General features: G+C 72.9%; 22 protein-coding genes and 2 riboswitches. Of the genes, 9 read left to right on the plus strand and 13 right to left on the minus strand.

The window, feature by feature from the left end; genetic code table 11:
* Window positions 1–7 precede the first annotated feature (7 nt).
* Window positions 8–787 carry an ABC transporter permease gene (locus tag AC1DZC_RS16990; protein WP_477037769.1) on the minus strand — a complete coding sequence of 260 codons (780 nt, stop codon included), beginning with the start codon at window positions 785–787 and terminating at the stop codon, window positions 8–10.
* On the minus strand, window positions 787–1710 hold the full coding sequence (locus tag AC1DZC_RS16995; protein WP_477044094.1) for an ATP-binding cassette domain-containing protein: 924 nt from the start codon (window positions 1708–1710) through the stop codon (window positions 787–789). The genes AC1DZC_RS16990 and AC1DZC_RS16995 overlap by 1 nt, the downstream gene beginning before the upstream one ends.
* An 81-nt stretch (window positions 1711–1791) precedes the next feature.
* Between AC1DZC_RS16995 and AC1DZC_RS17000 the strand changes: the two genes are divergently transcribed.
* The 6 genes from AC1DZC_RS17000 (at window position 1792) to AC1DZC_RS17025 (ending at window position 8833) form a co-directional block, all read left to right on the plus strand.
* Entirely contained in the window at window positions 1792–3030 is a 1239-nt protein-coding gene (locus AC1DZC_RS17000) for a TetR/AcrR family transcriptional regulator (protein WP_477044095.1), read from the plus strand.
* Window positions 3027–3626 carry a DNA-3-methyladenine glycosylase I gene (locus tag AC1DZC_RS17005; RefSeq protein ID WP_477044096.1) on the plus strand — a complete coding sequence of 200 codons (600 nt, stop codon included), beginning with the start codon at window positions 3027–3029 and terminating at the stop codon, window positions 3624–3626. The genes AC1DZC_RS17000 and AC1DZC_RS17005 overlap by 4 nt, the downstream gene beginning before the upstream one ends.
* Before the next feature lie 192 nt (window positions 3627–3818).
* Window positions 3819–4034, plus strand: coding sequence for a hypothetical protein (locus AC1DZC_RS17010; RefSeq protein ID WP_477037765.1), 216 nt, complete (start codon window positions 3819–3821; stop codon window positions 4032–4034).
* A gap of 75 nt (window positions 4035–4109) precedes the next feature.
* A riboswitch (SAM riboswitch) is annotated at window positions 4110–4204 on the plus strand.
* Between the two features lie 49 nt (window positions 4205–4253).
* The gene (locus AC1DZC_RS17015) at window positions 4254–5291 is read left to right on the plus strand and encodes a methylenetetrahydrofolate reductase (protein ID WP_477044097.1); all 1038 of its coding nucleotides are present in this window, start codon (window positions 4254–4256) and stop codon (window positions 5289–5291) included.
* A gap of 6 nt (window positions 5292–5297) precedes the next feature.
* Window positions 5298–7631, plus strand: a complete 2334-nt coding sequence (metE, locus tag AC1DZC_RS17020) for a 5-methyltetrahydropteroyltriglutamate--homocysteine S-methyltransferase (RefSeq protein ID WP_477044098.1) — start codon at window positions 5298–5300, stop codon at window positions 7629–7631.
* A gap of 65 nt (window positions 7632–7696) precedes the next feature.
* Window positions 7697–8833: a MalY/PatB family protein gene (locus AC1DZC_RS17025; protein ID WP_477044099.1), complete on the plus strand. Its 1137-nt coding sequence runs from the start codon at window positions 7697–7699 to the stop codon at window positions 8831–8833.
* Between the two features lie 7 nt (window positions 8834–8840).
* Here the strand turns inward: AC1DZC_RS17025 and AC1DZC_RS17030 are convergent, their stop codons facing one another.
* The 6 genes from AC1DZC_RS17030 to AC1DZC_RS17055 all read right to left on the minus strand — a co-directional run bounded on the left by AC1DZC_RS17030 (window position 8841) and on the right by AC1DZC_RS17055 (window position 15586).
* Window positions 8841–9272, minus strand: coding sequence for a (deoxy)nucleoside triphosphate pyrophosphohydrolase (locus AC1DZC_RS17030; RefSeq protein WP_477037761.1), 432 nt, complete (start codon window positions 9270–9272; stop codon window positions 8841–8843).
* An 82-nt stretch (window positions 9273–9354) separates the two neighbouring features.
* Window positions 9355–9588 (minus strand): helix-turn-helix domain-containing protein, encoded by a 234-nt coding sequence (locus AC1DZC_RS17035; protein ID WP_028051171.1) that lies wholly within the window; start codon window positions 9586–9588, stop codon window positions 9355–9357.
* 280 nt (window positions 9589–9868) lie between these two features.
* Entirely contained in the window at window positions 9869–10243 is a 375-nt protein-coding gene (gene gcvH, locus AC1DZC_RS17040; protein ID WP_477037760.1) for a glycine cleavage system protein GcvH, read from the minus strand.
* A gap of 38 nt (window positions 10244–10281) precedes the next feature.
* Entirely contained in the window at window positions 10282–11415 is a 1134-nt protein-coding gene (gcvT, locus tag AC1DZC_RS17045; RefSeq protein ID WP_477044100.1) for a glycine cleavage system aminomethyltransferase GcvT, read from the minus strand.
* Window positions 11416–11426: 11 nt separating this feature from the next.
* Complete coding sequence (gene gcvP, locus AC1DZC_RS17050) at window positions 11427–14264, minus strand: aminomethyl-transferring glycine dehydrogenase (RefSeq protein WP_477044123.1); 2838 nt, start codon at window positions 14262–14264, stop codon at window positions 11427–11429.
* A 321-nt stretch (window positions 14265–14585) separates the two neighbouring features.
* Window positions 14586–14681: riboswitch (glycine riboswitch) on the minus strand.
* 53 nt (window positions 14682–14734) lie between these two features.
* Complete coding sequence (locus AC1DZC_RS17055; protein ID WP_477044101.1) at window positions 14735–15586, minus strand: hypothetical protein; 852 nt, start codon at window positions 15584–15586, stop codon at window positions 14735–14737.
* A gap of 158 nt (window positions 15587–15744) precedes the next feature.
* Between AC1DZC_RS17055 and AC1DZC_RS17060 the strand changes: the two genes are divergently transcribed.
* The 3 genes from AC1DZC_RS17060 to moaA are packed head-to-tail and all read left to right on the plus strand — an operon-like array spanning window position 15745 to window position 17740.
* Window positions 15745–16245, plus strand: coding sequence for a MogA/MoaB family molybdenum cofactor biosynthesis protein (locus tag AC1DZC_RS17060; RefSeq protein WP_477044102.1), 501 nt, complete (start codon window positions 15745–15747; stop codon window positions 16243–16245).
* Entirely contained in the window at window positions 16242–16658 is a 417-nt protein-coding gene (locus tag AC1DZC_RS17065; protein ID WP_477044103.1) for a molybdenum cofactor biosynthesis protein MoaE, read from the plus strand. Before AC1DZC_RS17060 ends, AC1DZC_RS17065 begins: the two co-directional genes overlap by 4 nt.
* Window positions 16655–17740 carry a GTP 3',8-cyclase MoaA gene (moaA, locus tag AC1DZC_RS17070; protein WP_477037755.1) on the plus strand — a complete coding sequence of 362 codons (1086 nt, stop codon included), beginning with the start codon at window positions 16655–16657 and terminating at the stop codon, window positions 17738–17740. The genes AC1DZC_RS17065 and moaA overlap by 4 nt, the downstream gene beginning before the upstream one ends.
* Here the strand turns inward: moaA and AC1DZC_RS17075 are convergent.
* From AC1DZC_RS17075 to AC1DZC_RS17095, 5 genes are read right to left on the minus strand one after another with little or no spacing between them, the layout of a single operon-like run.
* Complete coding sequence (locus AC1DZC_RS17075) at window positions 17737–17970, minus strand: MoaD/ThiS family protein (RefSeq protein ID WP_477044124.1); 234 nt, start codon at window positions 17968–17970, stop codon at window positions 17737–17739. The two genes, moaA and AC1DZC_RS17075, sit on opposite strands and share 4 nt — an antisense overlap.
* Window positions 17967–18227, minus strand: coding sequence for a DUF6457 domain-containing protein (locus tag AC1DZC_RS17080; protein WP_477037754.1), 261 nt, complete (start codon window positions 18225–18227; stop codon window positions 17967–17969). Before AC1DZC_RS17080 ends, AC1DZC_RS17075 begins: the two co-directional genes overlap by 4 nt.
* Window positions 18224–18829 carry a molybdenum cofactor guanylyltransferase gene (gene mobA / locus AC1DZC_RS17085; RefSeq protein ID WP_477037753.1) on the minus strand — a complete coding sequence of 202 codons (606 nt, stop codon included), beginning with the start codon at window positions 18827–18829 and terminating at the stop codon, window positions 18224–18226. Before mobA ends, AC1DZC_RS17080 begins: the two co-directional genes overlap by 4 nt.
* On the minus strand, window positions 18822–19307 hold the full coding sequence (moaC, locus tag AC1DZC_RS17090) for a cyclic pyranopterin monophosphate synthase MoaC (RefSeq protein ID WP_477037752.1): 486 nt from the start codon (window positions 19305–19307) through the stop codon (window positions 18822–18824). The genes mobA and moaC overlap by 8 nt, the downstream gene beginning before the upstream one ends.
* Window positions 19304–20503 (minus strand): molybdopterin molybdotransferase MoeA, encoded by a 1200-nt coding sequence (locus AC1DZC_RS17095; protein ID WP_477044104.1) that lies wholly within the window; start codon window positions 20501–20503, stop codon window positions 19304–19306. The genes moaC and AC1DZC_RS17095 overlap by 4 nt, the downstream gene beginning before the upstream one ends.
* Window positions 20504–20505 lie beyond the last annotated feature (2 nt).

The raw sequence follows: 20505 nt of genomic DNA on the forward strand, positions 1-20505 counted from the left end.
CAGGCGACTAGCGGGACCGGCGGAACAGCAGCCCGGCCGCGACGCGACCCACCACGAAGATGCCGAGGCACCACAGGACGGCAGCGGGCCAGGTGGACCCGACCGGCTGGCCCAGCAGCAGCCCGCGGAGCGTGTCCGAGAGCGGCGTGATCGGGTTGTAGGTGGCGATGTTCTCCAGCACCGACGGCATCGACTCCGGCGGCACGAACGCGGACGACACGTACGGGATGAACAGGATGATGAACGTGAAGCCGCTGGCGGCCTCGGGGCCCGACGCGACGACGCCGATGGCCACCGCGATCCACGTGAGCGCGAGGACGAACAGGGCGATGAGCCCGAGCGCGGCGACCCAGTCGAGCACGGACGCGTGCGCGTCGAACCCGATGAGGAACGCGATCCCGACCACGAGCGCGGTCGACACCGCGTTGCGCGCCATCGACGCGACCACGTGCCCGGTGAGCACGCCCGTCGGGCGGATCGGCAGGGACCGGAAGCGGTCGATGATGCCGCCGGTCATGTCGCTGGCGACGTCGACCGCGGTGTTCGCGGACCCGTACCCGGCGGTGAGGAGGATGATCCCGGGCACGACCCAGTCGACGTAGTCCATGCCGGCATCGAGCGCCCCGCCGAACACGTAGACGAACATCAGCAGGAGCATCACCGGCAGCAGCACCGCCAGCAGGATCGTGTCGAGCTGCCGCACGGAGCGGCGGACGGAGCGCCAGACGAGCGACGCGGTGTCGTGGACGCCCCAGCCCAGGGCTGGCGGCGTGGTGATCGTGGTCATCAGGACTCCTTGCTCGTCGACGAGGCAGCGAGGACGAGCTCCGGGTCCGCGTCGTCGGCCGGGCGGCCGGTGAGCGTCAGGAAGACGTCGTCGAGGGTGGGGGAGCGGACCTCCCAGGTGTCCACGGCGATGCCGCGGCGCTCGATGTCGGCGAGGATCCGGCGGACGTCGGGCACGGAACCGTCGGTCTGGATCCGCTCCTCCGCGCCGTCTCGGAGACGGAGCTCGACGTGCGCGGAACCGACCGCCCGCTTGAGCTCGGACGCCGTGCCGTCGGCGATCATCCGGCCGTGGTCGATGACCGCGATCCGGTCGGCCAGCTGGTCGGCCTCCTCGAGGTACTGCGTGGTGAGCAGCACCGTCGTCCCGGTCGCGACGACGTCGCGGATGACCTCCCACAGACCGTTGCGGCTGCGCGGGTCGAGGCCTGTGGTCGGCTCGTCGAGGAACACCACCTGCGGGCGAGCGAGCAGCCCGACGGCCAGGTCGAGCCGGCGCCGCATGCCGCCGGAGTAGGACTTCACCACGCGGCGGCCGGCGTCGGTGAGGTCGAACAGCTCCAGCAGCTCGTCGCTGCGGGTTCGTACCTCCTGCTTGCCCAGGTGTGCGAGGCGTGCCATGAGCCGCAGGTTCTCGACGCCGGTCAGGAGCTCGTCGACGGCCGCGAACTGCCCGGTGAGGCTGATCGACGCGCGGACGTCCGCGGCCTGCTTCACCACGTCCTTGCCGGCGACGTACGCGGTGCCCGCGTCCGGCTTCAGCAGCGTGGACAGGATGCGGATGGTGGTGGTCTTGCCGGCCCCGTTGGGACCGAGCAGGGCGAGGACCTCGCCCTGTGCGACGTCGAGGTCGACGCCGTCGAGCACGGTGAGGTCGCCGTAGGACTTGCGCAGTCCTCGGGCGACGACGACGGGTGCGCTCATCGGGATCCCCTTTTCTGTGTATGGCGTAAACTGTGTGTGTACTTCATACACACTTGTAGGATCGGCAGTCAAGGAGGTGTCGTGAGCGAGGAATCGAACGACCCACAGGCAGCACGCGAGGCCGAGGACGCCCGCCGTGAGGCCGAGGCGCTGCGCAAGGACCGCGAACGCGCCGAGCGCGCGGAGGCCAAGGAGGCCGAGCGGGCGCGGCGCGACCTGGACAAGGCCGAGCGCGACGCTGCGCGGGACGTCGAGCGTCGCCGGCGCGAGGCCGACAAGCGCGTCAAGGACAGGGAGAAGGCCGAGCGCGACGAGCGCGAGCGCCAGGAGAAGGCCGCCCGCGACGCCGCTCGTGAGGCCGCCACGCGGCTGCGCGAGGCGGAGCGCGCCGAGCGCACCGCCTCGCTCGCGCAGCAGCGGGCCGCCCGGGACGCCGAGAAGGCCCGGCGGCAGGCCGTCCKGGTCGCCGCGTCGACCGCTCCCGCGGACGAACTGCCGCTGCCCGCCGACCTTCCGCCCGGCATCGCGGTGCTGTGGCGAGCGCCGGCGGTCGGGCGGCCGGGTCCGCGCCCGGGCCTGTCGCTGGAGCAGATCGCCGACGCGGGCATCGCGCTGGCCGACGCCGAGGGCCTGGACGCCGTCTCGATGTCGCGTCTGGCCGAGTCGCTCGGCTTCACGACGATGTCCCTCTACCGCTACGTCACGTCCAAGGACGAGGTGCTGAGCCTCATGTCCGACCGCGCCGCGGGCACGCCTCCCGTCACCGACGCCTCGCTGGGGGGCTGGCGCGAGCGGCTCGAGCTCATCCTCGCGATCCAGCAGCCGATCCTGCGCGCGCACCCGTGGCTGGCCCGCACGACGACGGTCCTGCACGCCATCGGCCCGGGGCGGCTCTCCTGGATGGAGGGCATGCTCGCGGCGCTCGAGGACACCCCGCTGACCGAGTCGCAGAAGGTCGGCGCCATCGGCGTGCTCTCCACGCATGCGCTCGACCAGCTGCGGGTCAGCGAGCAGCTGTCGGCGCAGGCACGCACCGCGGCGGTCGGCCCCACGGAGGGCGACGCACCCGACCTGGGCACGCTCATCGGCATCCTCGCGACGCCCGCCTCGCACCCCGCGCTGCTGCGCGCCGTCGACGCCGGCGGCTTCGTCTGGGACCCGCTCGACGAGGACACCCTCGACTTCGGCACGCAGCTGATCCTCGACGGCATCGAGCGGCTGATCGTCGTCGCGTCGAGCCGACCCCAGCCCTCGCTCGACCGAGCGGCTCCGCATCCGGCCGGTCCGGTGTCGGACGGAGGAGACAGACTCGGGGCATGACGCTCCCCGACGCACTTCCCGAGCCTCGGCCGGACTCGAACATCGGCCGCTGCTTCGGCGACGGCAACCCGCTCTACGAGAAGTACCACGACGAGGAGTGGGGCAAGCCGGTCCACGGCGAGAACGCGCTCTTCGAGCGGTTCGCGCTCGAGGGCTTCCAGTCCGGGCTCGCCTGGATCACGGTCCTGCGCAAGCGGCCCGCGTTCCGGGCGGCGTTCGCCGACTTCGACCCGGAGGTCGTGGCCGAGTTCGGCGACGACGACGTCGCGCGGCTGATGGCCGACGCGTCGATCGTGCGCAACCTCGCCAAGATCGAGGCCACCATCGCGAACGGCCGGGCGCTGCGCGCGCTGCACGCGGACGGCGGCTCCCTCGACGCGGTCCTGTGGTCGCACGCCCCCGACCGCTCCGGCTGGACGCGTCCCGCCACGTGGACGGACGTCCCGGCCATCACCCCCGAGTCCAAGGCCCTCGCCAAGGAGCTCAAGTCGCTCGGTTTCCGGTTCGTCGGACCCACCACCGCGTACGCCGCCATGCAGGCCTGCGGGGTGGTGGACGACCACCTGGCCACGTGTCCGAGCGCCCAGGGCGCCTAGCCGAGGCTCCGGACCCCCCGCGCCCCTAGAGATGGACGCCTGACCAGGCAGAACGCACTGGTACGCCCGGGTGAAGCACTGGACGACGGGGTCCTGGGCGTGCTGTGGCGCCGGGTGAGATCGATACTCCTGCCGGGTGACGCTCCCGAACCCATCTCGGCAGGTGAGAACCAGCCGACTATCGTGCCGAGAGTGGCAGACGTCTTCGAACCCGACGGGCGGCACGACGACGTGCGCGCCGCGGCCGATGCGTTGACGGGAACCCCGGCACCGGACGTGGACATCCTCGCCGCGGTGCAGGACGGGCTGCGGCTCGTCCCGGCCGGCTCGCCCACCTCGTGGTTCGACGTCCCGCAGCAGCGCCGCGGGCGCGACGACAACACCCTCGGGGGACGCCGCGGGGTCTGATCGCTCCCCGGGACAGTCTCGTCTCACCCATCGAGCATGGTTGCCCACCATGTGGTCGGCGGTCTACGATCGCGCCTACCATCCAGAGCGGCCGAGAGACCTGGCTCGACGACGCCGCAGCAACCCCCCTCTTGCGAGGGTGTGGGTGCTTCCGCCAGGGACGATGGAGTGAACCCAGATGTCCCCGAACGACCGTTGCCCCACCCCGCAGGCGTGCCCGTGAGCGCCGCGACGCTGGAACCGCGCACGCCCGGGCTGCACGTCGCCCCGGCCGCGCGCCCCCACGCCGCCAACGACCGGCCGACCATCTCCTTCGAGCTCTTCCCGCCGCGCAACCCCGACGCCGCGCCGCGCCTGTGGGCGACCATCCAGGCGCTCGAGTCGGTGCACCCGGACTTCGTCTCGGTCACCTACGGCGCCTCGGGCAAGACGCGCGTCACCACCCGGCAGCTGGTCCGCCGGCTGCTGCGGGAGACGACGCTCAACCCGATCGCCCACCTGACCTGCGTCGGCACCTCCCGCGAGGAGATCACGACGATCGTCGAGGAGTTCCTCGACGAGGGCGTCCGCTCGTTCCTGGCGCTGCGCGGCGACCCGCCCGTCGACCAGCAGGACTGGGTGGCCCACCCGGACGGCCTGCAGACCGCCGGCGAGCTGGTGGAGCTGCTGCGCCAGATCGAGGCGCAGCGCTGCGCGGACAGCCCGTCGCAGGCGGTGCGCGCGCGCGTCCGACCGCTGTCGGTCGCGGTCGCGGCCTTCCCGCGCGGCAACCACGCCACCGGCGGCACCCGCGCCCAGGACGTCGCCTCGCTGCTGGCCAAGCAGGAGGCGGGTGCCGACTTCGCCATCACGCAGGTGTTCTTCGACGCCGACGACTACCTCGGGATCGTCGCCGACGCGCGCGACGCCGGGGTCACCATCCCGATCATCCCGGGCATCATCCCGACCACCGACCCCGCCCGCCTGCACCGCGTGCAGGAGCTCACCGGGGTCCCGGTGCCTGAGAGACTGTTCGACCTGCTCGGCTCCGCCGACGACGAGCTCGACCGCCACCGCCGGGGCATCCGCGCGAGCGTCGACCTGGTCAACGGCGTCCTGGACGGCGGGGCTCCCGGCGTCCACCTCTACACGTTCAACCAGCACCATGCCGTACTTGACCTGCTCGAGGGTGCACACCTCGACGGCGGAGCTCGGACAGCTCCCGACCTGGCCAGCGGGCCGCAGGTCACGGCAACCGCCCGACCCTCGAGGGACTGAAATACCATGACCAAGATCCAGTTTCCGGCACAGTTCCCCGCCGGCTCCGTGCTCGGCTACCCCCGGATCGGCCCGCGCCGCGAGCTGAAGAAGGCCATCGAGTCCTTCTGGGCGGGCAAGTCGTCCGCCGACGAGGTCGAGGCCGTCGCCGCCGACCTGCGCCGCCGGACCCGGACGCGTCTGGCTGAGCTCGGCCTGGCGACCGACGTGCCCGCGATCCCGAGCGCGTTCTCGTTCTACGACCACGTGCTCGACGCGACGGCCGTCGTGGGCGCCGTGCCCGCACGCTTCGCCGACCTGGTGGCCGCCGACGGCACGCTCGACCTGGCCGGCTACTCGACCGTGGCGCGCGGTCGCGGCGACGACCTGCCGCTCGAGATGACCAAGTGGTTCGACACCAACTACCACTACCTGGTCCCCGAGATCGGCCCCGAGACCACGTTCCGCTACGCGAGCGACCGCCCCGTGCGGGAGTTCAAGGAGGCCCTGGCCGACGGCGTCCTGACGCGTCCGGTCATCGTCGGTCCCGTCACGTACCTCGCGCTGGCCAAGTCCACCGAGGGCGCGCCCGACGACTTCGCGCCGATCGACCGCCTCGAGGACCTGCTGCCCGTCTACGCGGCACTCCTGCAGGACCTCGCCGCCGCGGGTGCCACCTGGGTGCAGATCGAGGAGCCCGCGCTGGTCTCCGACTCGATCGAGGTGCCGGCCGAGCAGCTGCTCGCCGCTGTCATCGAGGCCTACCGTGCCCTGGCCACGGACCTCACCGACCGCCCGGCGATCCTCGTCGCCGCCCCGTACGGCGACCTGGGTGCGGCGTTCCCGGTGCTCGCCGCCACCGACGTCGAGGCCATCGGCATCGACCTGGTCCGCGGCAGCGCGCCGACCGAGAAAGTCGCCGGCCTGGAGACCAAGACGCTGGTCGCCGGCGTGATCGACGGCCACAACATCTGGCGCGCGGACCTGGACGCCAAGCTGGCGATCCTCGAGCAGCTCGAGGGCCTCGGCGCCGCCGCGGTCACCGTCGGCACCTCGACGTCGCTGTTCCACGTCCCGCACACCACGACCGACGAGCCGGGTCTCGACGACACCCTGAAGAGCTGGCTCGCGTTCGCCGACGAGAAGGTCGTCGAGGTCGTCACGCTGGCCGAGGGTCTGACGGAGGGTCGCGAGGCCATCCACGAGCAGCTGCTCGCGGCCACCGACGCCGTGAACAGCCGTCGCACCGCGCCCGGCGTCGTCGTCCCCGCGGTCCGCGAGCGTGCGGCCGCCCTCACCGAGGACGCGTTCAACCGTGGCCCGTTCGACGAGCGCAAGGTCGCCCAGGCCGCCCGCCTGAACCTCCCGCCGCTGCCGACGACCACGATCGGCTCGTTCCCGCAGACCGGCGAGATCCGCAAGGCGCGCGCCGCCTTCGGCAAGGGCGAGCTGACGGAGGCGCAGTACGACGACGAGATGAAGGCGGAGATCCGTCGCGTCGTCGAGCTGCAGGAGCAGATCGGCTTCGACGTGCTGGTGCACGGCGAGCCCGAGCGCAACGACATGGTCCAGTACTTCGCGGAGAACCTTGACGGGTTCGCCGTGACGCAGAACGGCTGGGTCCAGTCCTACGGCTCGCGCTGCACGCGTCCGTCGATCCTGTGGGGCGACGTCTCGCGGCCGAAGCCGATCACGGTGGACTGGACGGCGTACACGCAGTCGCTGACCACCAAGCCGGTCAAGGGCATGCTCACCGGCCCGGTGACGATCCTCGCGTGGTCGTTCGTGCGCGACGACCAGCCGCTCGGCGACACCGCCAACCAGGTCGGCCTCGCGCTGCGCGACGAGATCCAGGACCTCGAGGCCGCGGGCATCGCGGTGATCCAGGTGGACGAGCCCGCCCTGCGCGAGCTGCTGCCCCTGCGTGTCGAGGACCACGCCGCGTACCTCAACTGGTCGGTGCGCTCGTTCCGCCTGTCGACCGCGGGCGTCCGCGCCGACACTCAGATCCACACGCACCTGTGCTACTCCGAGTTCGGCCAGATCATGGGCGCGATCGACGGCCTCGACGCCGACGTCACGTCCATCGAGGCGGCCCGCTCGAAGATGGAGATCCTCGCGGACATCGCGGCGGCCGGCTACCCGCGCGCCGTGGGCCCGGGCGTCTACGACATCCACTCGCCGCGCGTCCCCAGCGAGGGCGAGGTCGAGGAGCTGCTCACCGAGGCCGTCAAGGCCATCGCCGTGGACCAGCTCTGGGTCAACCCGGACTGCGGCCTCAAGACCCGTCGCTACGAGGAGGTCGCCCCGTCGCTGGAGCACATCCTCGCCGCGACGCGGGCGGTGCGGGCGACGCTCTGACACCAGCGCAGGCAACGACGGCCCCGTCCGGTGGACGGGGCCGTCGTGCGTCTACGGTCGGTCACGTGACGACGATCTTCGACACGCTGACCCTCGACCAGCTCCGCACCCGCACCAGCGAGAAGTGGCGGCACTACCCGGCCGACGTGCTCCCGCTGTTCGTCGCCGAGATGGACGTGCCGCAGGCCGAGCCGGTGGTCCGCGCGGTGCACGACGCGATGCTCCGCGGCGACACGGGCTACCCCGCCGGCCGGGGCCTCGCCGAGGCGATGGCGGGGTTCGCCTCGACCCGGTGGGACTGGGACGTCGACCCCGGGCGGACCCGCACGGCCGCGGACGTCATGGTCGGCGTCGTCGAGGTCCTGCGGCTGCTTACCGACCCGGGCGAGGCCGTCGTCATCAACCCGCCGGTCTACCCGCCGTTCACCACGTTCCTGCGGCATGCCAACCGGCACATCGTGCACGCACCCCTGGGTGCCGATCGTCGGCTCGACCTCGACGCCCTGGACTACGCGTTCGGCCGCGCGGCGCTGCACGGTCGTCGGGCCGCCTTCCTGCTCTGCAACCCGCACAACCCGACCGGGACCCTGCACACGGCCGACGAGCTGGCCGCGGTCGGCGCGCTCGGGGCGAAGCACGGCGTCCGGGTGGTGTCCGACGAGATCCACGCCCCCCTCGTCCCGACGCCGGGAGCCCGGTTCGTCCCGGCGACCACGGTCATCCCCGACGCGATCGCCCTGCACTCCGCGTCCAAGGCGTTCAACCTGGCCGCGCTCCGGGTCGCGGTCGCCGTCCCCGGCCCGGACGCCCACGAGCTCGACGGCATGGCCGACCCCGTCGCCGACGGCGTGATGCACCTGGGCGTCGTCGCGCAGACGGCCGCCTACGCGGACGGAGGCGCGTTCCTCGACGAGGTCCTGGTGGGCCTGGACCGCAACGGCAGCCTGTTGCGGGAGCTCCTGGCGCCGCTGGTGGACTGGACGCCCCCCGTGGCCACCTACTTCGCCTGGCTCGACCTCAGCAGGTACTCGGACAACCCGGCGCGCGCGCTGCTCGACGGCGGTCTCGCGGTCAACCCGGGCCCGACGTTCGGCGTGGAGGGCGCGGGCCACGTGCGACTGAACTTCGCCACCTCGTCGGCCATCCTCACGGACGCCGCCGCGAGGCTCACGACGACGCTCGGGGGAACGCGGCGCGCCTGAGGAGCCCTCAGCGGTGCGCAGCCCTGCTGAGGTGCTCCTGCAGTGCGTCGACGATGCGGACGTCCGCATCCAGCCACGGGACGTCGTGCCACTGGCTGATCGGCAGCCACCTGAGCTCGTCGTGCTCCTCGAGCGGCTCCGGGGTCCCCTCGACCACCTCGGCCAGCCAGATGCGCATCACGTACTCGTCGGAGAGGCGCCAGAGGCCATCGTCGGGTCCGACGAGCTCGTCGCCCAGGCCGATCCGTGCGCCGAGCTCCTCACGGATCTCGCGGTGCAGGGCGTCCTCGGGCTGCTCGCCGGCGTCCACCTTGCCGCCGGGGAACTCCCAGCGGCCGGCCAGACGGGCCGGGACTGCACGTCGCGCGGCCAGCAGCTCACGCGGGTCGTCGAGGTCGTCCACGATGGCGGCGGCGACGACGAGTACGGGTGAGGTCATGCGGTGAGTCTGCCAGGCCCCTGTGTCAGGGGTGTGGCTTCGGTGCGACGGCCGCGTTCCTCGAGCCGGCGCACCAGGAGAGTCAGCGGATGCCGTGCGCCACTGCCCAGGCGACGGCCTCGGCGCGGGTGGAGACTCCGATCTTGCGGTACACGCTGCGCACCTGGGACTTCACGGTGTTGCGCGTGACGAAGAGTCGCGTGGCGATCTCCTCGAGAGTGACGTCTTCGGCCAGCTCGGCCAGGACGACCCGCTCGCGGCGCGTCAGTGCGTCGTTCGAGACTCCGACGGTCCTGCTCGTCTCCACCATGCTCATGATGTCCTCCGGTGTGCTGCGTCGCCCGGGACGTCCGGGTCACGCTCTTGGCTGCGTACCGGATGAGAGAGGGCAATCAGTGAGCCATGACGCCACTTCTGCCAACTCTTCATGTACGGGTTCCCCCCCGACATGCCGATCTCGCTAGCCACCCACAATGAACGTCGCATCGGCACCTTGATACGCCGTACGTGTGGCTGGTTCTCAGGTTTCACCCGATCGGGCGAGTGCAATGTCCACGAAATGGGACTACCTGGCACCAGCCGGTGTGTCCTGCGGGTCAGCCGGCGCTCTGCGCGGCGTACTCGTCGGACGTCAGGAGCGGACCGGTCGACGTCACGTCGACCTTCAGGAGCCAGCCCGCACCATAGGGGTCGGAGTTGACGACGGAGGGGTCGTCCACAGCCGACTGGTTGATCTCGATCACGGTCCCCGACACCGGGGAGTACAGCTCGGACACCGACTTGGTCGACTCGATCTCACCCACCACAGCGCCCGCCACGAGCTCCTCGCCGACTGCCGGCAGCTCGAGGTAGACGATGTCGCCCAGGGCGTCGGCGGCTGTAGCCGTGATCCCGATGGTCGACGGGGAACCGTCCTGCAGCCACTCGTGCTCGACGGTGTAGTGCAGGTTGGTGGGCAGATCCGTGCTCATAGGTGCTCCTGTCAGGGGGGACGGACCCTAGTGCTGGTTTACCGGGCCCGGCGGTAGAAGGGAAGAGGGACGACCCGAACAGGTTCGAGGCGTCCTCGCACGTCAACGGCGAGTTCGGTACCGGGCGCGCTGTTCTCGGGCGTCACGTAGGCCATCGCGACCGGGTGGCCGAGCGTCGGCGACGGCGCCCCGGACGTGACCACGCCGATCTGCGAGCCGTCCGGCAGGGTCACGGGGTAGCCGTGACGGGCGGCCCGGCGGCCCAGACCCTGCAGCCCGACGAGCGTCCTGGTGGCCTCCGCGGCGTCCCGCTCCTCGAGGGCGGCACGGCCGACGAAGTCGACCGGCTCGCCGTCGGCCGTCGCCTTGTCGAGCTTCACCACGCGGCCCAGCCCCGCGTCGTGCGGCGTGGTGGTGCGGTCCAGCTCGTTGCCGTACAGGGGCATGCCCGCCTCGAGGCGGAGGCTGTCGCGTGCGGACAGCCCGGCCGGGACGAGGCCCTTGTCGCTGCCCGCCGCGAGGAACGCCTGCCACAGGGCGGGGGCCAGGGGAGCGTCGAGGAAGAACTCGAAGCCGTCCTCGCCCGTGTAGCCGGTGCGGGCGACCAGGACGGGCTCGCCGGCGAAGGTGGCCGGCAGGCACGCGTAGTACTTCGATGCGCCGATGTCGCCGCCCGTCTCGTCCAGGCCCTGCGTGGCGCGCACGATCTCGAGGGCGTTCGGGCCCTGGACCGCGATGAGGGCGGTCTGCGGGGAGCGGTCCTCGACCGTTGCCTGGAATCCCGCCGCGCGCTCGCGCAGGGCGTCGAGCACGACCTCGTGGTTCGAGGCGTTGGCGACGACGAGGAAGGCGTCCTCGCGGTCCCGGTAGACGATCAGGTCGTCGACGACGCCGCCGTCCGGCGCGCAGATCATCGTGTAGCGCGCGCCCTGGAAGCGCAGGGCGGAGAGGTTCCCGACGAGGGCGTAGTCGAGGAACGCGGCGGCGTCGGGGCCGGTGACGCGGATCTCGCCCATGTGCGAGAGGTCGAACAGCCCGGCGGCGGAGCGCACCGCGGTGTGCTCCGCGATGTCGGACGTGTACCGCAGCGGCATCTGCCAGCCGGCGAAGCTGGTGAGGGCTGCGCCCAGGGCGACGTGCTCGTCGTGGAGCGGGCTCGGTGTGTCGGTCACGGGTTCGTCCTTCACTCGGCGTACGCCTCGATGGGCGGGCAGCTGCAGACCAGGTTGCGGTCCCCGTGCGCGCCGTCGATCCGGCGGACCGGCGGCCAGTACTTGCCCTCGCGCAGTGCGGCCACCGGGAAGCCGGCGAGCTCGCGCGGGTAGGCCTGCGTCCACTCGTCCGCGGTGAGGCTCGCCGCCGTGTGCGGTGCGTTGCGCAGGGGCGACTCGGCGACCGTCCAGCGGCCCGCGGCCACCGCGTCGATCTCGCCGCGGATGGCGATCATCGCCTCGACGAACCGGTCGATCTCCGCCAGGTCCTCGCTCTCGGTCGGCTCGACCATGAGCGTGCCGGCCACCGGGAACGAGAGCGTCGGCGCGTGGAACCCGTAGTCCATGAGCCGCTTGGCCACGTCCTCGGCGGTCACGCCGGTCTCCTTGGTGATGTCGCGCAGGTCGAGGATGCACTCGTGCGCGACGAGCCCGTTGGGGCCCGTGTAGAGGACGGGGTAGTGCGCCGACAGGCGCGTGGCCAGGTAGTTCGCGGCCAGCACCGCCGTCTCCGTGGCCTCGCGAAGCCCGTCGGGACCCATCAGCGCGACGTAGGCCCAGCTGATCGGCAGGATGCCCGCCGACCCCCACGGCGCGGCGCTGACCGGTGCCGTGGCCTCGTTGCTGGTACCGGGGGTCGGGTTGCCCGGCAGGTACGGCGCGAGGTGCGCCGCGACCGCGACCGGGCCGACCCCGGGACCGCCGCCGCCGTGCGGGATGCAGAACGTCTTGTGCAGGTTGAGGTGGGACACGTCGCCGCCGAGCTCGCCCGGCCGCGCCAGTCCGACCAGCGCGTTGAGGTTCGCACCGTCGATGTATACCTGGCCGCCGGCCTCGTGTACGAGGTCGCAGACCGTGCGCACACCCTCCTCGTAGACGCCGTGCGTCGAGGGGTAGGTGATCATGATCGCGGCCACCTGCGGCCCGTGCTGGTCCAGCTTGGCGCGCAGGTCGTCGAGGTCGATGGACCCGTCGGACGCCGTCGCGACGACGACGACGCGCATGCCCGCGAGCGCCGCCGACGCCGCGTTCGTGCCGTGCGCGGACGCGGGGATCAGGCAGACGTCGCGCGTGTCGCCGCGCGCCGCGTGGTAGCCGTGAATGGCCAGCAGACCGGCCAGCTCACCCTGCGAACCCGCATTCGGCTGCACGGACACCGCGGCGTAGCCCGTGATCTCGGCCAGCCAGTCCTGCAGCTGCGTCACCAGCTCCGCGTAGCCGAGGGTCTGGTCGAGGGGCGCGTACGGGTGGATGCTCGCGAACTCCGGCCAGCTGATGGGCTCCATCTCGGCCGTGGCGTTGAGCTTCATCGTGCAGGAGCCCAGCGGGATCATCGTGCGGTCGAGGGCCAGGTCCTTGTCCGAGAGCCGGCGCAGGTAGCGCAGCATCGCGGTCTCGGAGCGGTGCAGGTGGAAGACGGGGTGCGTCAGGTAGGCGTCCGTGCGCCGCAGGCCGGCGGGCAGGGCCGTGGTCTCGACGACGAACCCCTGCGGGCCGCCGACACCGACGAAGCCGAACGAGTGGGTGCCGTCCTCGTCCGCCTCGAGCGTCGTGGTGCCCGCGGCCGCGAAGGCCAGCACGATGCGCAGCAGGTGGTCAGCGTTGGTGCGCTCGTCGCAGGCGATCTGCACGTGGTCGTCGTCGGCGGCCCAGAGGTTGACACCGGCGTCGGCGGCCTTCGCGACGACCGCGCGGGCCTTGCCCGGGACGACCGTGCGGATCGTGTCGAAGTACGTGTCGTGCTCGACCGTGACGCCGATGCCGGTGAGCAGCTCGGCGAGGCCGGACGCGTGCGCGTGGACGGTCTCGGCGATCGCCCGCAGTCCGTCGGGCCCGTGGTAGACCGCGTACATCGACGCGACGATCGCGAGCAGCGCCTGCGCGGTGCAGATGTTGCTCGTCGCCTTCTCGCGGCGGATGTGCTGCTCGCGCGTCTGCAGGGCGAGCCGGTAGGCCCGCGCTCCGTCGGCGTCGATCGAGACACCCACGAGCCGCCCGGGCAGCGACCGCTCCAGGCCGTTGCGCACCGCCATGAACGCGGCGTGCGGCCCACCGCCGAACAGCGGGACGCCGAAGCGCTGCGCCGAGCCGACCGAGATGTCGGCGCCGAGCGTGCCAGGGCTGGTGACGAGCGTCAGGGCGAGCAGGTCGGCCGCGACCGTGACGAGGCCTCCCCGCTCCTTGGTCTGTGCGATGACGTCCGTCAGGTCGCGCACGCGGCCGGAGGCGCCGACCTGCTGCAGCACGACCCCGACGAGGTCGCCCTCGATCTCGGGGAGCCCGTCGGTCAGGTCCGCGACGAGGACCGGCAGGCCGATCGCCTCGGCGCGGCCGATCGTGACGGCCAGCGACTGGCTGAACAGGTCTGCGTCGAGCACCACGGTGCCGGCCTTGCCCCGGGCGCCGCGCCACATGAGCGCGACCGCCTCGGCGACGGCCGTGGCCTCGTCGAGGAGCGAGGCGTTGGCGATGTCCAGGCCGGTGAGGTCGGTGACCATCGTCTGGAAGTTGAGCAGCGCCTCGAGCCGGCCCTGGGCGATCTCCGGCTGGTAGGGCGTGTAGGCGGTGTACCAGGCGGGTGACTCGAGCACGTTGCGGCGGATGACCGCCGGCGTGATCGTGTCGGAGTACCCCTGCCCGATCATCGGCGTGAGCACCTGGTTGCGGCCGGCGATGGTCTTCAGCGCGGCGAGCACGTCCTCCTCGGACCGTGCGGCGGGCAGGTCGAGCGGCCGGTCCGTGCGGATGCTCGCGGGGACGGCCGCGTCGATCAGCGCGTCGAGGCTGTCGTAGCCGACGACCGAGAGCATGTGCGCCGTCTCCGTGCCACGCGGGCCGATGTGCCGGTCGGCGAAGTCCTCGGCGGCGGGCGTGTGCTCGACGCGCGTCGAGGCGACGATGTCGCCGGAGGCGTCCAGGTGCAGGACGGGGCCGCTGATCACGGCTGAGTGCAAGTCGGTCACGGGCTGCTCCGCAGGGTCGTCCGGTGGGGGCACCGGGACGGTGGGTGGGCTCCCCGCTCTGTCACCTGCGTTCGTGCGCGTGCACGCGTGCAGACCTGAGAGTTTTGCCTGCCCGAGGACAGACTTGCACCGTCGGTGGGACCTTGCCGGTCCGCTTTCCAGAGTTGCCTCGCCGTGGCGGTACAGGGGCCTGAGAGATTCCCGGGGAGGATTGCTCCTTCGGCGCCCCGCCGTCGTGCGCGGGAGCTCTCCCGCCGCGGTTCGAGCAGCGTGTGAAGTTGTGGGCTCAGCGTACCTGCCGGGGGTGTCGAACGGGCCTACCGTCCCAGCGCCCGGACCCGCAGCTCCTCGAGCCGCGCGACGAGCACCCGCAGGTCGCGGGCGGCCAGCACGCGGCCGCCGTTCGTGCGCCGGCGCGGCACCAGCAGCAGGTTCTGCCCGATCGCCGTCACGAGCATGATCGCGGGACGTGTGCCGTCGTTGGTGATCGAGCCGCGGGACTCGTCGATCGCGACAACCGACGACCAGGGGATCGCGACCAGGACTGCCGCCGTCGACCGCCGCCCGGTCCACAGCTCGATGCCCTGGTCGGACGGCACCACGGACAGGGACGTCGCAGCGGTCTTGCGCACCCTGGTCGGCGTGATCCCCGCGGCCGACAGCGCCGCATGCAGACCGCGAGCACCCCACGCCTCGACGACCTCCAGGCCCGGCCGGGCGGCCATGACCGCGCGGTGACGACCACCGGTCATCGACCTCGAGACCAACCCGCCGACGACGAACGCGACGAGGACGACCGCCAGCATCCCGCAGACGGCCGCCACGCCGGACAGGCCCTGCCGGTACGTCCGGAAGAAGAGGAAGGCCAGCAGCGCGGCACCGATGCCCCAGCGGATCAGCACGGCCTGGCGGTCGGCGGAGCGGTGCATCGCGTCGAGCTGCGCGAGGTGCTGCGCGTGCTGCGCGGCCGCGTAGCTACCCGGGTCGGGCTGCCCGTGGGCCTGCGGCGGGGAGTACGACGTGGGGTGCTGGACGTGCGGCTGCGGTTGGCCGTACGGCTGCGGCTGCGCGTGTGGCTGCTCATAGGGCAGCGGCCGGCCGTGGGTCGGCTGCGGCTGGCCGTAGGGCGGCTCGGCCGGGCGCTGGTTCGGGTCGCCCCAGTTGGACATGTGCGCGTTCCCCCCTGCAGGAGCCCGCCCCCGCGGGGGGCGGAGGGGGCGGACCGTGCCCGCGCCGAGCAGGATAGGGGCGACGATCGCCACGGCCGGCGACCGAGGGCGGGATTCATCAGGACGGCTCTCTCCTCGCCGCTCGTTAGGCTGGCGTGATGAGCCACCCGTCGACCGACCGCGTCCCGGCGGTCGTCGTCGTGGTCTCCGACCGGTCCGCCGCCGGCACGCGGGCCGACCGGTCCGGGCCGCTCGCCGCGGGCCGGCTGCAGGCGAGCGGGTACACGGTGGCGCCGGTGGTCGTCGTCCCGGACGGCGCCGCGTCGGTCGAGGCAGCCGTGCGCGCCGCCGTCGACGCGGGCGCGCGGGTGGTGATCACCTCCGGCGGCACCGGCGTCGGTCCTCGCGACCGCACGCCCGAGGGCACGCGACCGCTGCTCGCCCACGAGCTCCCGGGCATCCCCGAGGCGATCCGACGGGTCGGCGCCGCGACCGTCCCGACGGCCGTCCTGTCGCGCGGGCTCGCGGGGGTCACCGCGGACGGAGCCGTCGTCGTCAACCTGCCGGGCTCGCCCGGTGGGGTCTCGGAGGGGCTCGACGTGCTGCTGCCGCTGCTCCCGCACCTGCTCGACCAGCTGCGCGGCGGTGACCACGGATGATCGCCCGCGTCGTCGACGAGCCCCTCGACCTGCTGTTTCACGTGGAACACGTCAGTGGTCCGCGGGCGGGTGCGGTCGCGACGTTCGTGGGGCTCGTGCGTGACCACGACCCGTCGGTCACCGGACGGGTTATAGGGCTCGACTACTCCGCGCATCCCGATGCACCGGCCGTGCTGGCGCAGATCGCGTCGTCGTTCGCGGCCGACGACGACGTGCTCGGCGTCGCGGTCTCTCACCGGATCGGCCACCTGGCGGTCGGGGAGGCCGCGATCGTCGCGGCGGTCGCCACCTCGCACCGGGCGGAGGCGTTCGACGTCTGCCGCGCCCTCGTCGAGAAGGTCAAGGCAGAGCTGCCGGTGTGGAAACGTGAGGTACTGGAGGACGGATCACACGTCTGGGTGGGGATGACATGACCTTGGTCGACCGGTTCGGGCGCGAGCACCGCGACCTGCGCATCTCGCTGACCGACCGCTGCTCGCTGCGCTGCACCTACTGCATGCCCGCCGACGGCGTCCCGTGGTTGGCGCGCTCGACCATGCTGAGCACAGACGAGATCGTGCACGTCGCCCGCGTGGGCGTGGAGCTCGGCATCACGGAGATCCGGCTGACGGGCGGCGAGCCGCTGCTGCGCGTCGACATCGTGGACGTGGTCCGTCGGCTCACCGCGCTGCACGGTCCGTCGGGCAGCCCCGAGGTCTCGCTGACGACGAACGCGCTGCGCCTGCCCGGGCTCGCCTCGCAGCTCAGGGACGCCGGACTGTCGCGCGTGAACATCAGCCTGGACACGCTGGACCGCCAGAAGTTCCTGCAGCTGACCCGCCGCGACAAGCTCGTCGAGACCCTGGCCGGGATCGCGGCGGCGGACGCCGCCGGACTGCACCCCGTGAAGATCAACGCGGTCGCGATGCGCGGGGTCAACGACGACGAGGTGGTGGCCCTGACCCGGTTCGCTGTGGACCGCGGGTACCAGATGCGGTTCATCGAGCAGATGCCGCTGGACGCGGGGCACACCTGGGACCGCGCCGAGATGGTGACGCAGGCCGAGATCCTGGGCCGCCTGCGTGAGGCGTTCACGCTCACCGAGGTGCCGGGCCGCGGCGCCGCACCCGCCGAGCTGTGGACCGTCGACGGCGGACCCGAGACCGTCGGCGTCATCGCCTCGGTGACCGCGCCCTTCTGCGGCGCGTGCGACCGCCTGCGGCTCACGGCCGACGGGCAGCTGCGCGCGTGCCTGTTCTCGCAGACGGAGACGGACGTCCGCGAGCTGCTGCGGGGTGCGGAGCCCACCGACGGCTCGGCGATCGGCGTCGGTGCGGCGCAGGCGCTGCGCATCGGCACGAGCGCGGCCCCGCGGCCCGCGCCGATCCCGTCCGACGTCGACGAGGCGCTGGCCGAGGCCTACCGCCGCTGCCTGGCCGGCAAGAAGGCCGGCCACGACATCGACGACCCGTCGTTCCTGCAGCCCGACCGCCCGATGAGCGCGATCGGCGGCTAGCCGCCGGCGAACGGGGGGAGCACGTCGAGCGTCGCGCCGGCTCGCACCGGGTCGGGCCCGTCGACCCGGACGCCGTCGGCCAGCAGCGCGCAGCGGCCCAGCACCGCCGCGAGCGCGGGATGCGCGTCGACCATCGCCGCCCGCACCTGGTCGGCCGACCCCGCCTCGAGCTGCTCCGTGTCGACACCGGCGGCCTCCGCCGCGGCCGCGAAGTAGCGCACGCTGATCACTCCCACGCAGCGGCCCGCTCGTCGATCGCGGCGAGCAGGTGCTCGACGGCGGCCGGGTCCGTGCCGGCGGCCGCGAGGCCAGCGACGAACATGGTCACCGGGACCGCGGGTCGCGCGACCTGGTGCGCGACCCCGCTGGACACCTCGAGGATGCGGTCGATGTCGACGAGCTCACGGTCCACGCCGAGCGCCACGCAGAGCTGGTCGATCCAGACGGGCAGGTCGGCGCCCGGGGCGCGGCGCGGGTCGTCGGTCATGGGTCGATCCTCTCAGCCGTCAGTTCCGCGTCCAGTCGTGCGACGTCGGGCCAGGTGTCGGCGTCGGCGGCCGAGTCGTCGGTGTCGGGGACGTCCACCAGTGTCAGGCCGGTCGTCAGCGCGCGCATCGAGGCCCCGTGCACGGTCGGGAGCCGAAGCAGCGCCGCTGTCAGGGCGCTGGAGCGGTAGACCGCGACGAGGTGCTGCGGGTGTCCGTCCGGGCTGACCAGGCGCGCACCGTCCACGCCGTCGGCCGACGTCGCCGCGCGGAGGGCCGGGAGCGCGGCTCCGGCGCGGGGGATGTCGCAGGCCAGGACGACGACGTACTCGCTGGTCGACGAGAGGGAGGCCAGCGCCGCCAGCCCCGCTGCCAGCCCCGCGACCGGGCCGCCGTCGGGCGGGTCCTCGAGCACGGTCGGGATGCCGGGACGCGCCACCGACGGTGGTCCGACGACCACCACCCGGGAGGCATCGCTCACCGCCGCCAGGGCGTGGTCCAGCAGCGCCCGGCCGCCGACCACGACCTCCGGCTTGGACGGCCCGCCGAGGCGCGAACCCCGGCCGCCGGCGAGGACGACAGCGTCGAACGCGGCCTCAGGCATCGTCCGGCCGCACCCAGTCGCCCGATTTCCCGCCGGACTTCGCCTCGAGCCGCACGTCCGCGATCCGCACCGACTTGTCGATCCCCTTGACCATGTCGACGACGGCGAGCGCGGCCACGGACACGGCGGTCAGCGCCTCCATCTCGACGCCCGTGCGGTCGGCGGTCCGGACGGTGGCGGTGATGTCGACGCCGTCGTCGGTGATCGTCAGGTCCACGACCACGCCGTGCACGCCGATCACGTGCGCGAGCGGGAGCAGCTCGGCCGTGCGCTTGGCGGCCGAGATGCCCGCGATCCGCGCGACCGCGAGCACGTCGCCCTTGGGCACCCCGCCGGAGCGCAGGGCCGCGACGACCTCCGGCCCGCAGACGACCCGACCCGACGCCGTCGCCGCGCGGACGGTCGGCTGCTTGGCGGTGACGTCGACCATCCGGGCGTGCCCGGCGCTGTCGAGGTGTGTGAACGGCTGGTCGCTCATGGCCTGACCCTCATCACTCGTACCCGATCGCCCACGGACACAGCCTCCACCGACGCGGGGATCACGGCGAGCCCCTCCGCCAGCGCGAGCCGCGCGACGAGGTGCGAGCCGGAGCCGCGTCCGGTGGCGCGCACGACGTGCGGGTGGCCGCCGTCCGACACGTACCGCACGGGCATAATCTGGGCGCGGTCGGGGGGCGTGGTCCAGGCGTCGTCGCTGATCGCGGTCACGGTGGGCCGCTCGACGTCCGCGTGCCCGGCCATCCGGCGCAGCGCGGGCCGGACGAACATCTCGAACGAGGCGAACGAGCTGACCGGGTTGCCCGGCAGCGTGACGATCGGGATGCCGTTCGCCAGGCGCCCCAACCCCTGCGGCTTGCCCGGCTGCACGGCGACGCGGACGAACTCGACGTCGGGCTCGTCGGCGAGCGCGGCCTTGACCACGTCGTACGCGCCCATGCTCACGCCACCCGAGGTGACGACGAGGTCGACGTCCTCGATGCCCAGCAGCAGCGCGTGCAGCGCGTCCGGGTCGTCGGCGACCGGCCCGAGCCGCACCGGGATGCCGCCGGCCTCCCGGACCGCGGCCGCGAGCAGCCACGAGTTCGAGTCGGGGAGCTGACCGCGCAGCAGCGGGGTCCCGGGCGCGACGAGCTCGTCGCCGGTCGACACGACCGCGACCCGCGGACGACGGTGCACGAGCGCCGACGCGCGGCCGACGGACGCGATCGCCGCGATGTGCGCCGGGCCGAGGGCCGTCCCCGCGGCGACGACGAGGTCGCCGGGGACGGCGTCCTCGCCGGCTCGACGGATGTGCGCGCCCTCCTCCGGCACGAGCGCGACGGACACCCACGACGTCCCGCCGTCGGTGTCCTCGACCGGCACGACCGCGTCCGCGCCGGCGGGCAGCGGCGCTCCCGTCATGATGCGGGCGGCCGTCCCGGCGGTGACCTCAGGCTCCTCGTCGGAACCCGCCGCGAGCTCCGCGACCACCCGCAGCGTGACGCCGGGGTAGATGTCGGCCGCGCGCACGGCGTAGCCGTCCATCGCCGAGTTGTCCCACCGGGGCAGGTACTCGTCGCTGCGGACGTCCTGTGCCAGGACCATCCCGTCCAGCTCGTCGAGCGCGCGCTCCTGCGCCGCGAGCGGCTCGGCGAGCGCCAGGGCTGCGGCGCGGTGGTCGTCGAGTGGTCGCACGG

The organism is Cellulomonas sp. P2_B4 (genome assembly GCF_056404795.1).

Bases quoted from the DNA above. Each gene is read 5' to 3' on its own strand.
- AC1DZC_RS16990 (WP_477037769.1), bottom strand. From the start codon at position 787: ATGACCACGATCACCACGCCGCCAGCCCTGGGCTGGGGCGTCCACGAC.
- AC1DZC_RS16995 (WP_477044094.1), bottom strand. From the start codon at position 1,710: ATGAGCGCACCCGTCGTCGTCGCCCGAGGACTGCGCAAGTCCTACGGC.
- AC1DZC_RS17005 (WP_477044096.1), top strand. From the start codon at position 3,027: ATGACGCTCCCCGACGCACTTCCCGAGCCTCGGCCGGACTCGAACATC.
- metE (WP_477044098.1), top strand. From the start codon at position 5,298: ATGACCAAGATCCAGTTTCCGGCACAGTTCCCCGCCGGCTCCGTGCTC.
- AC1DZC_RS17030 (WP_477037761.1), bottom strand. From the start codon at position 9,272: ATGACCTCACCCGTACTCGTCGTCGCCGCCGCCATCGTGGACGACCTC.
- AC1DZC_RS17035 (WP_028051171.1), bottom strand. From the start codon at position 9,588: ATGAGCATGGTGGAGACGAGCAGGACCGTCGGAGTCTCGAACGACGCA.
- gcvH (WP_477037760.1), bottom strand. From the start codon at position 10,243: ATGAGCACGGATCTGCCCACCAACCTGCACTACACCGTCGAGCACGAG.
- gcvP (WP_477044123.1), bottom strand. From the start codon at position 14,264: ATGCTCTCGGTCGTCGGCTACGACAGCCTCGACGCGCTGATCGACGCG.
- AC1DZC_RS17055 (WP_477044101.1), bottom strand. From the start codon at position 15,586: ATGTCCAACTGGGGCGACCCGAACCAGCGCCCGGCCGAGCCGCCCTAC.
- AC1DZC_RS17060 (WP_477044102.1), top strand. From the start codon at position 15,745: ATGAGCCACCCGTCGACCGACCGCGTCCCGGCGGTCGTCGTCGTGGTC.
- AC1DZC_RS17065 (WP_477044103.1), top strand. From the start codon at position 16,242: ATGATCGCCCGCGTCGTCGACGAGCCCCTCGACCTGCTGTTTCACGTG.
- moaA (WP_477037755.1), top strand. From the start codon at position 16,655: ATGACCTTGGTCGACCGGTTCGGGCGCGAGCACCGCGACCTGCGCATC.
- AC1DZC_RS17080 (WP_477037754.1), bottom strand. From the start codon at position 18,227: ATGACCGACGACCCGCGCCGCGCCCCGGGCGCCGACCTGCCCGTCTGG.
- mobA (WP_477037753.1), bottom strand. From the start codon at position 18,829: ATGCCTGAGGCCGCGTTCGACGCTGTCGTCCTCGCCGGCGGCCGGGGT.
- moaC (WP_477037752.1), bottom strand. From the start codon at position 19,307: ATGAGCGACCAGCCGTTCACACACCTCGACAGCGCCGGGCACGCCCGG.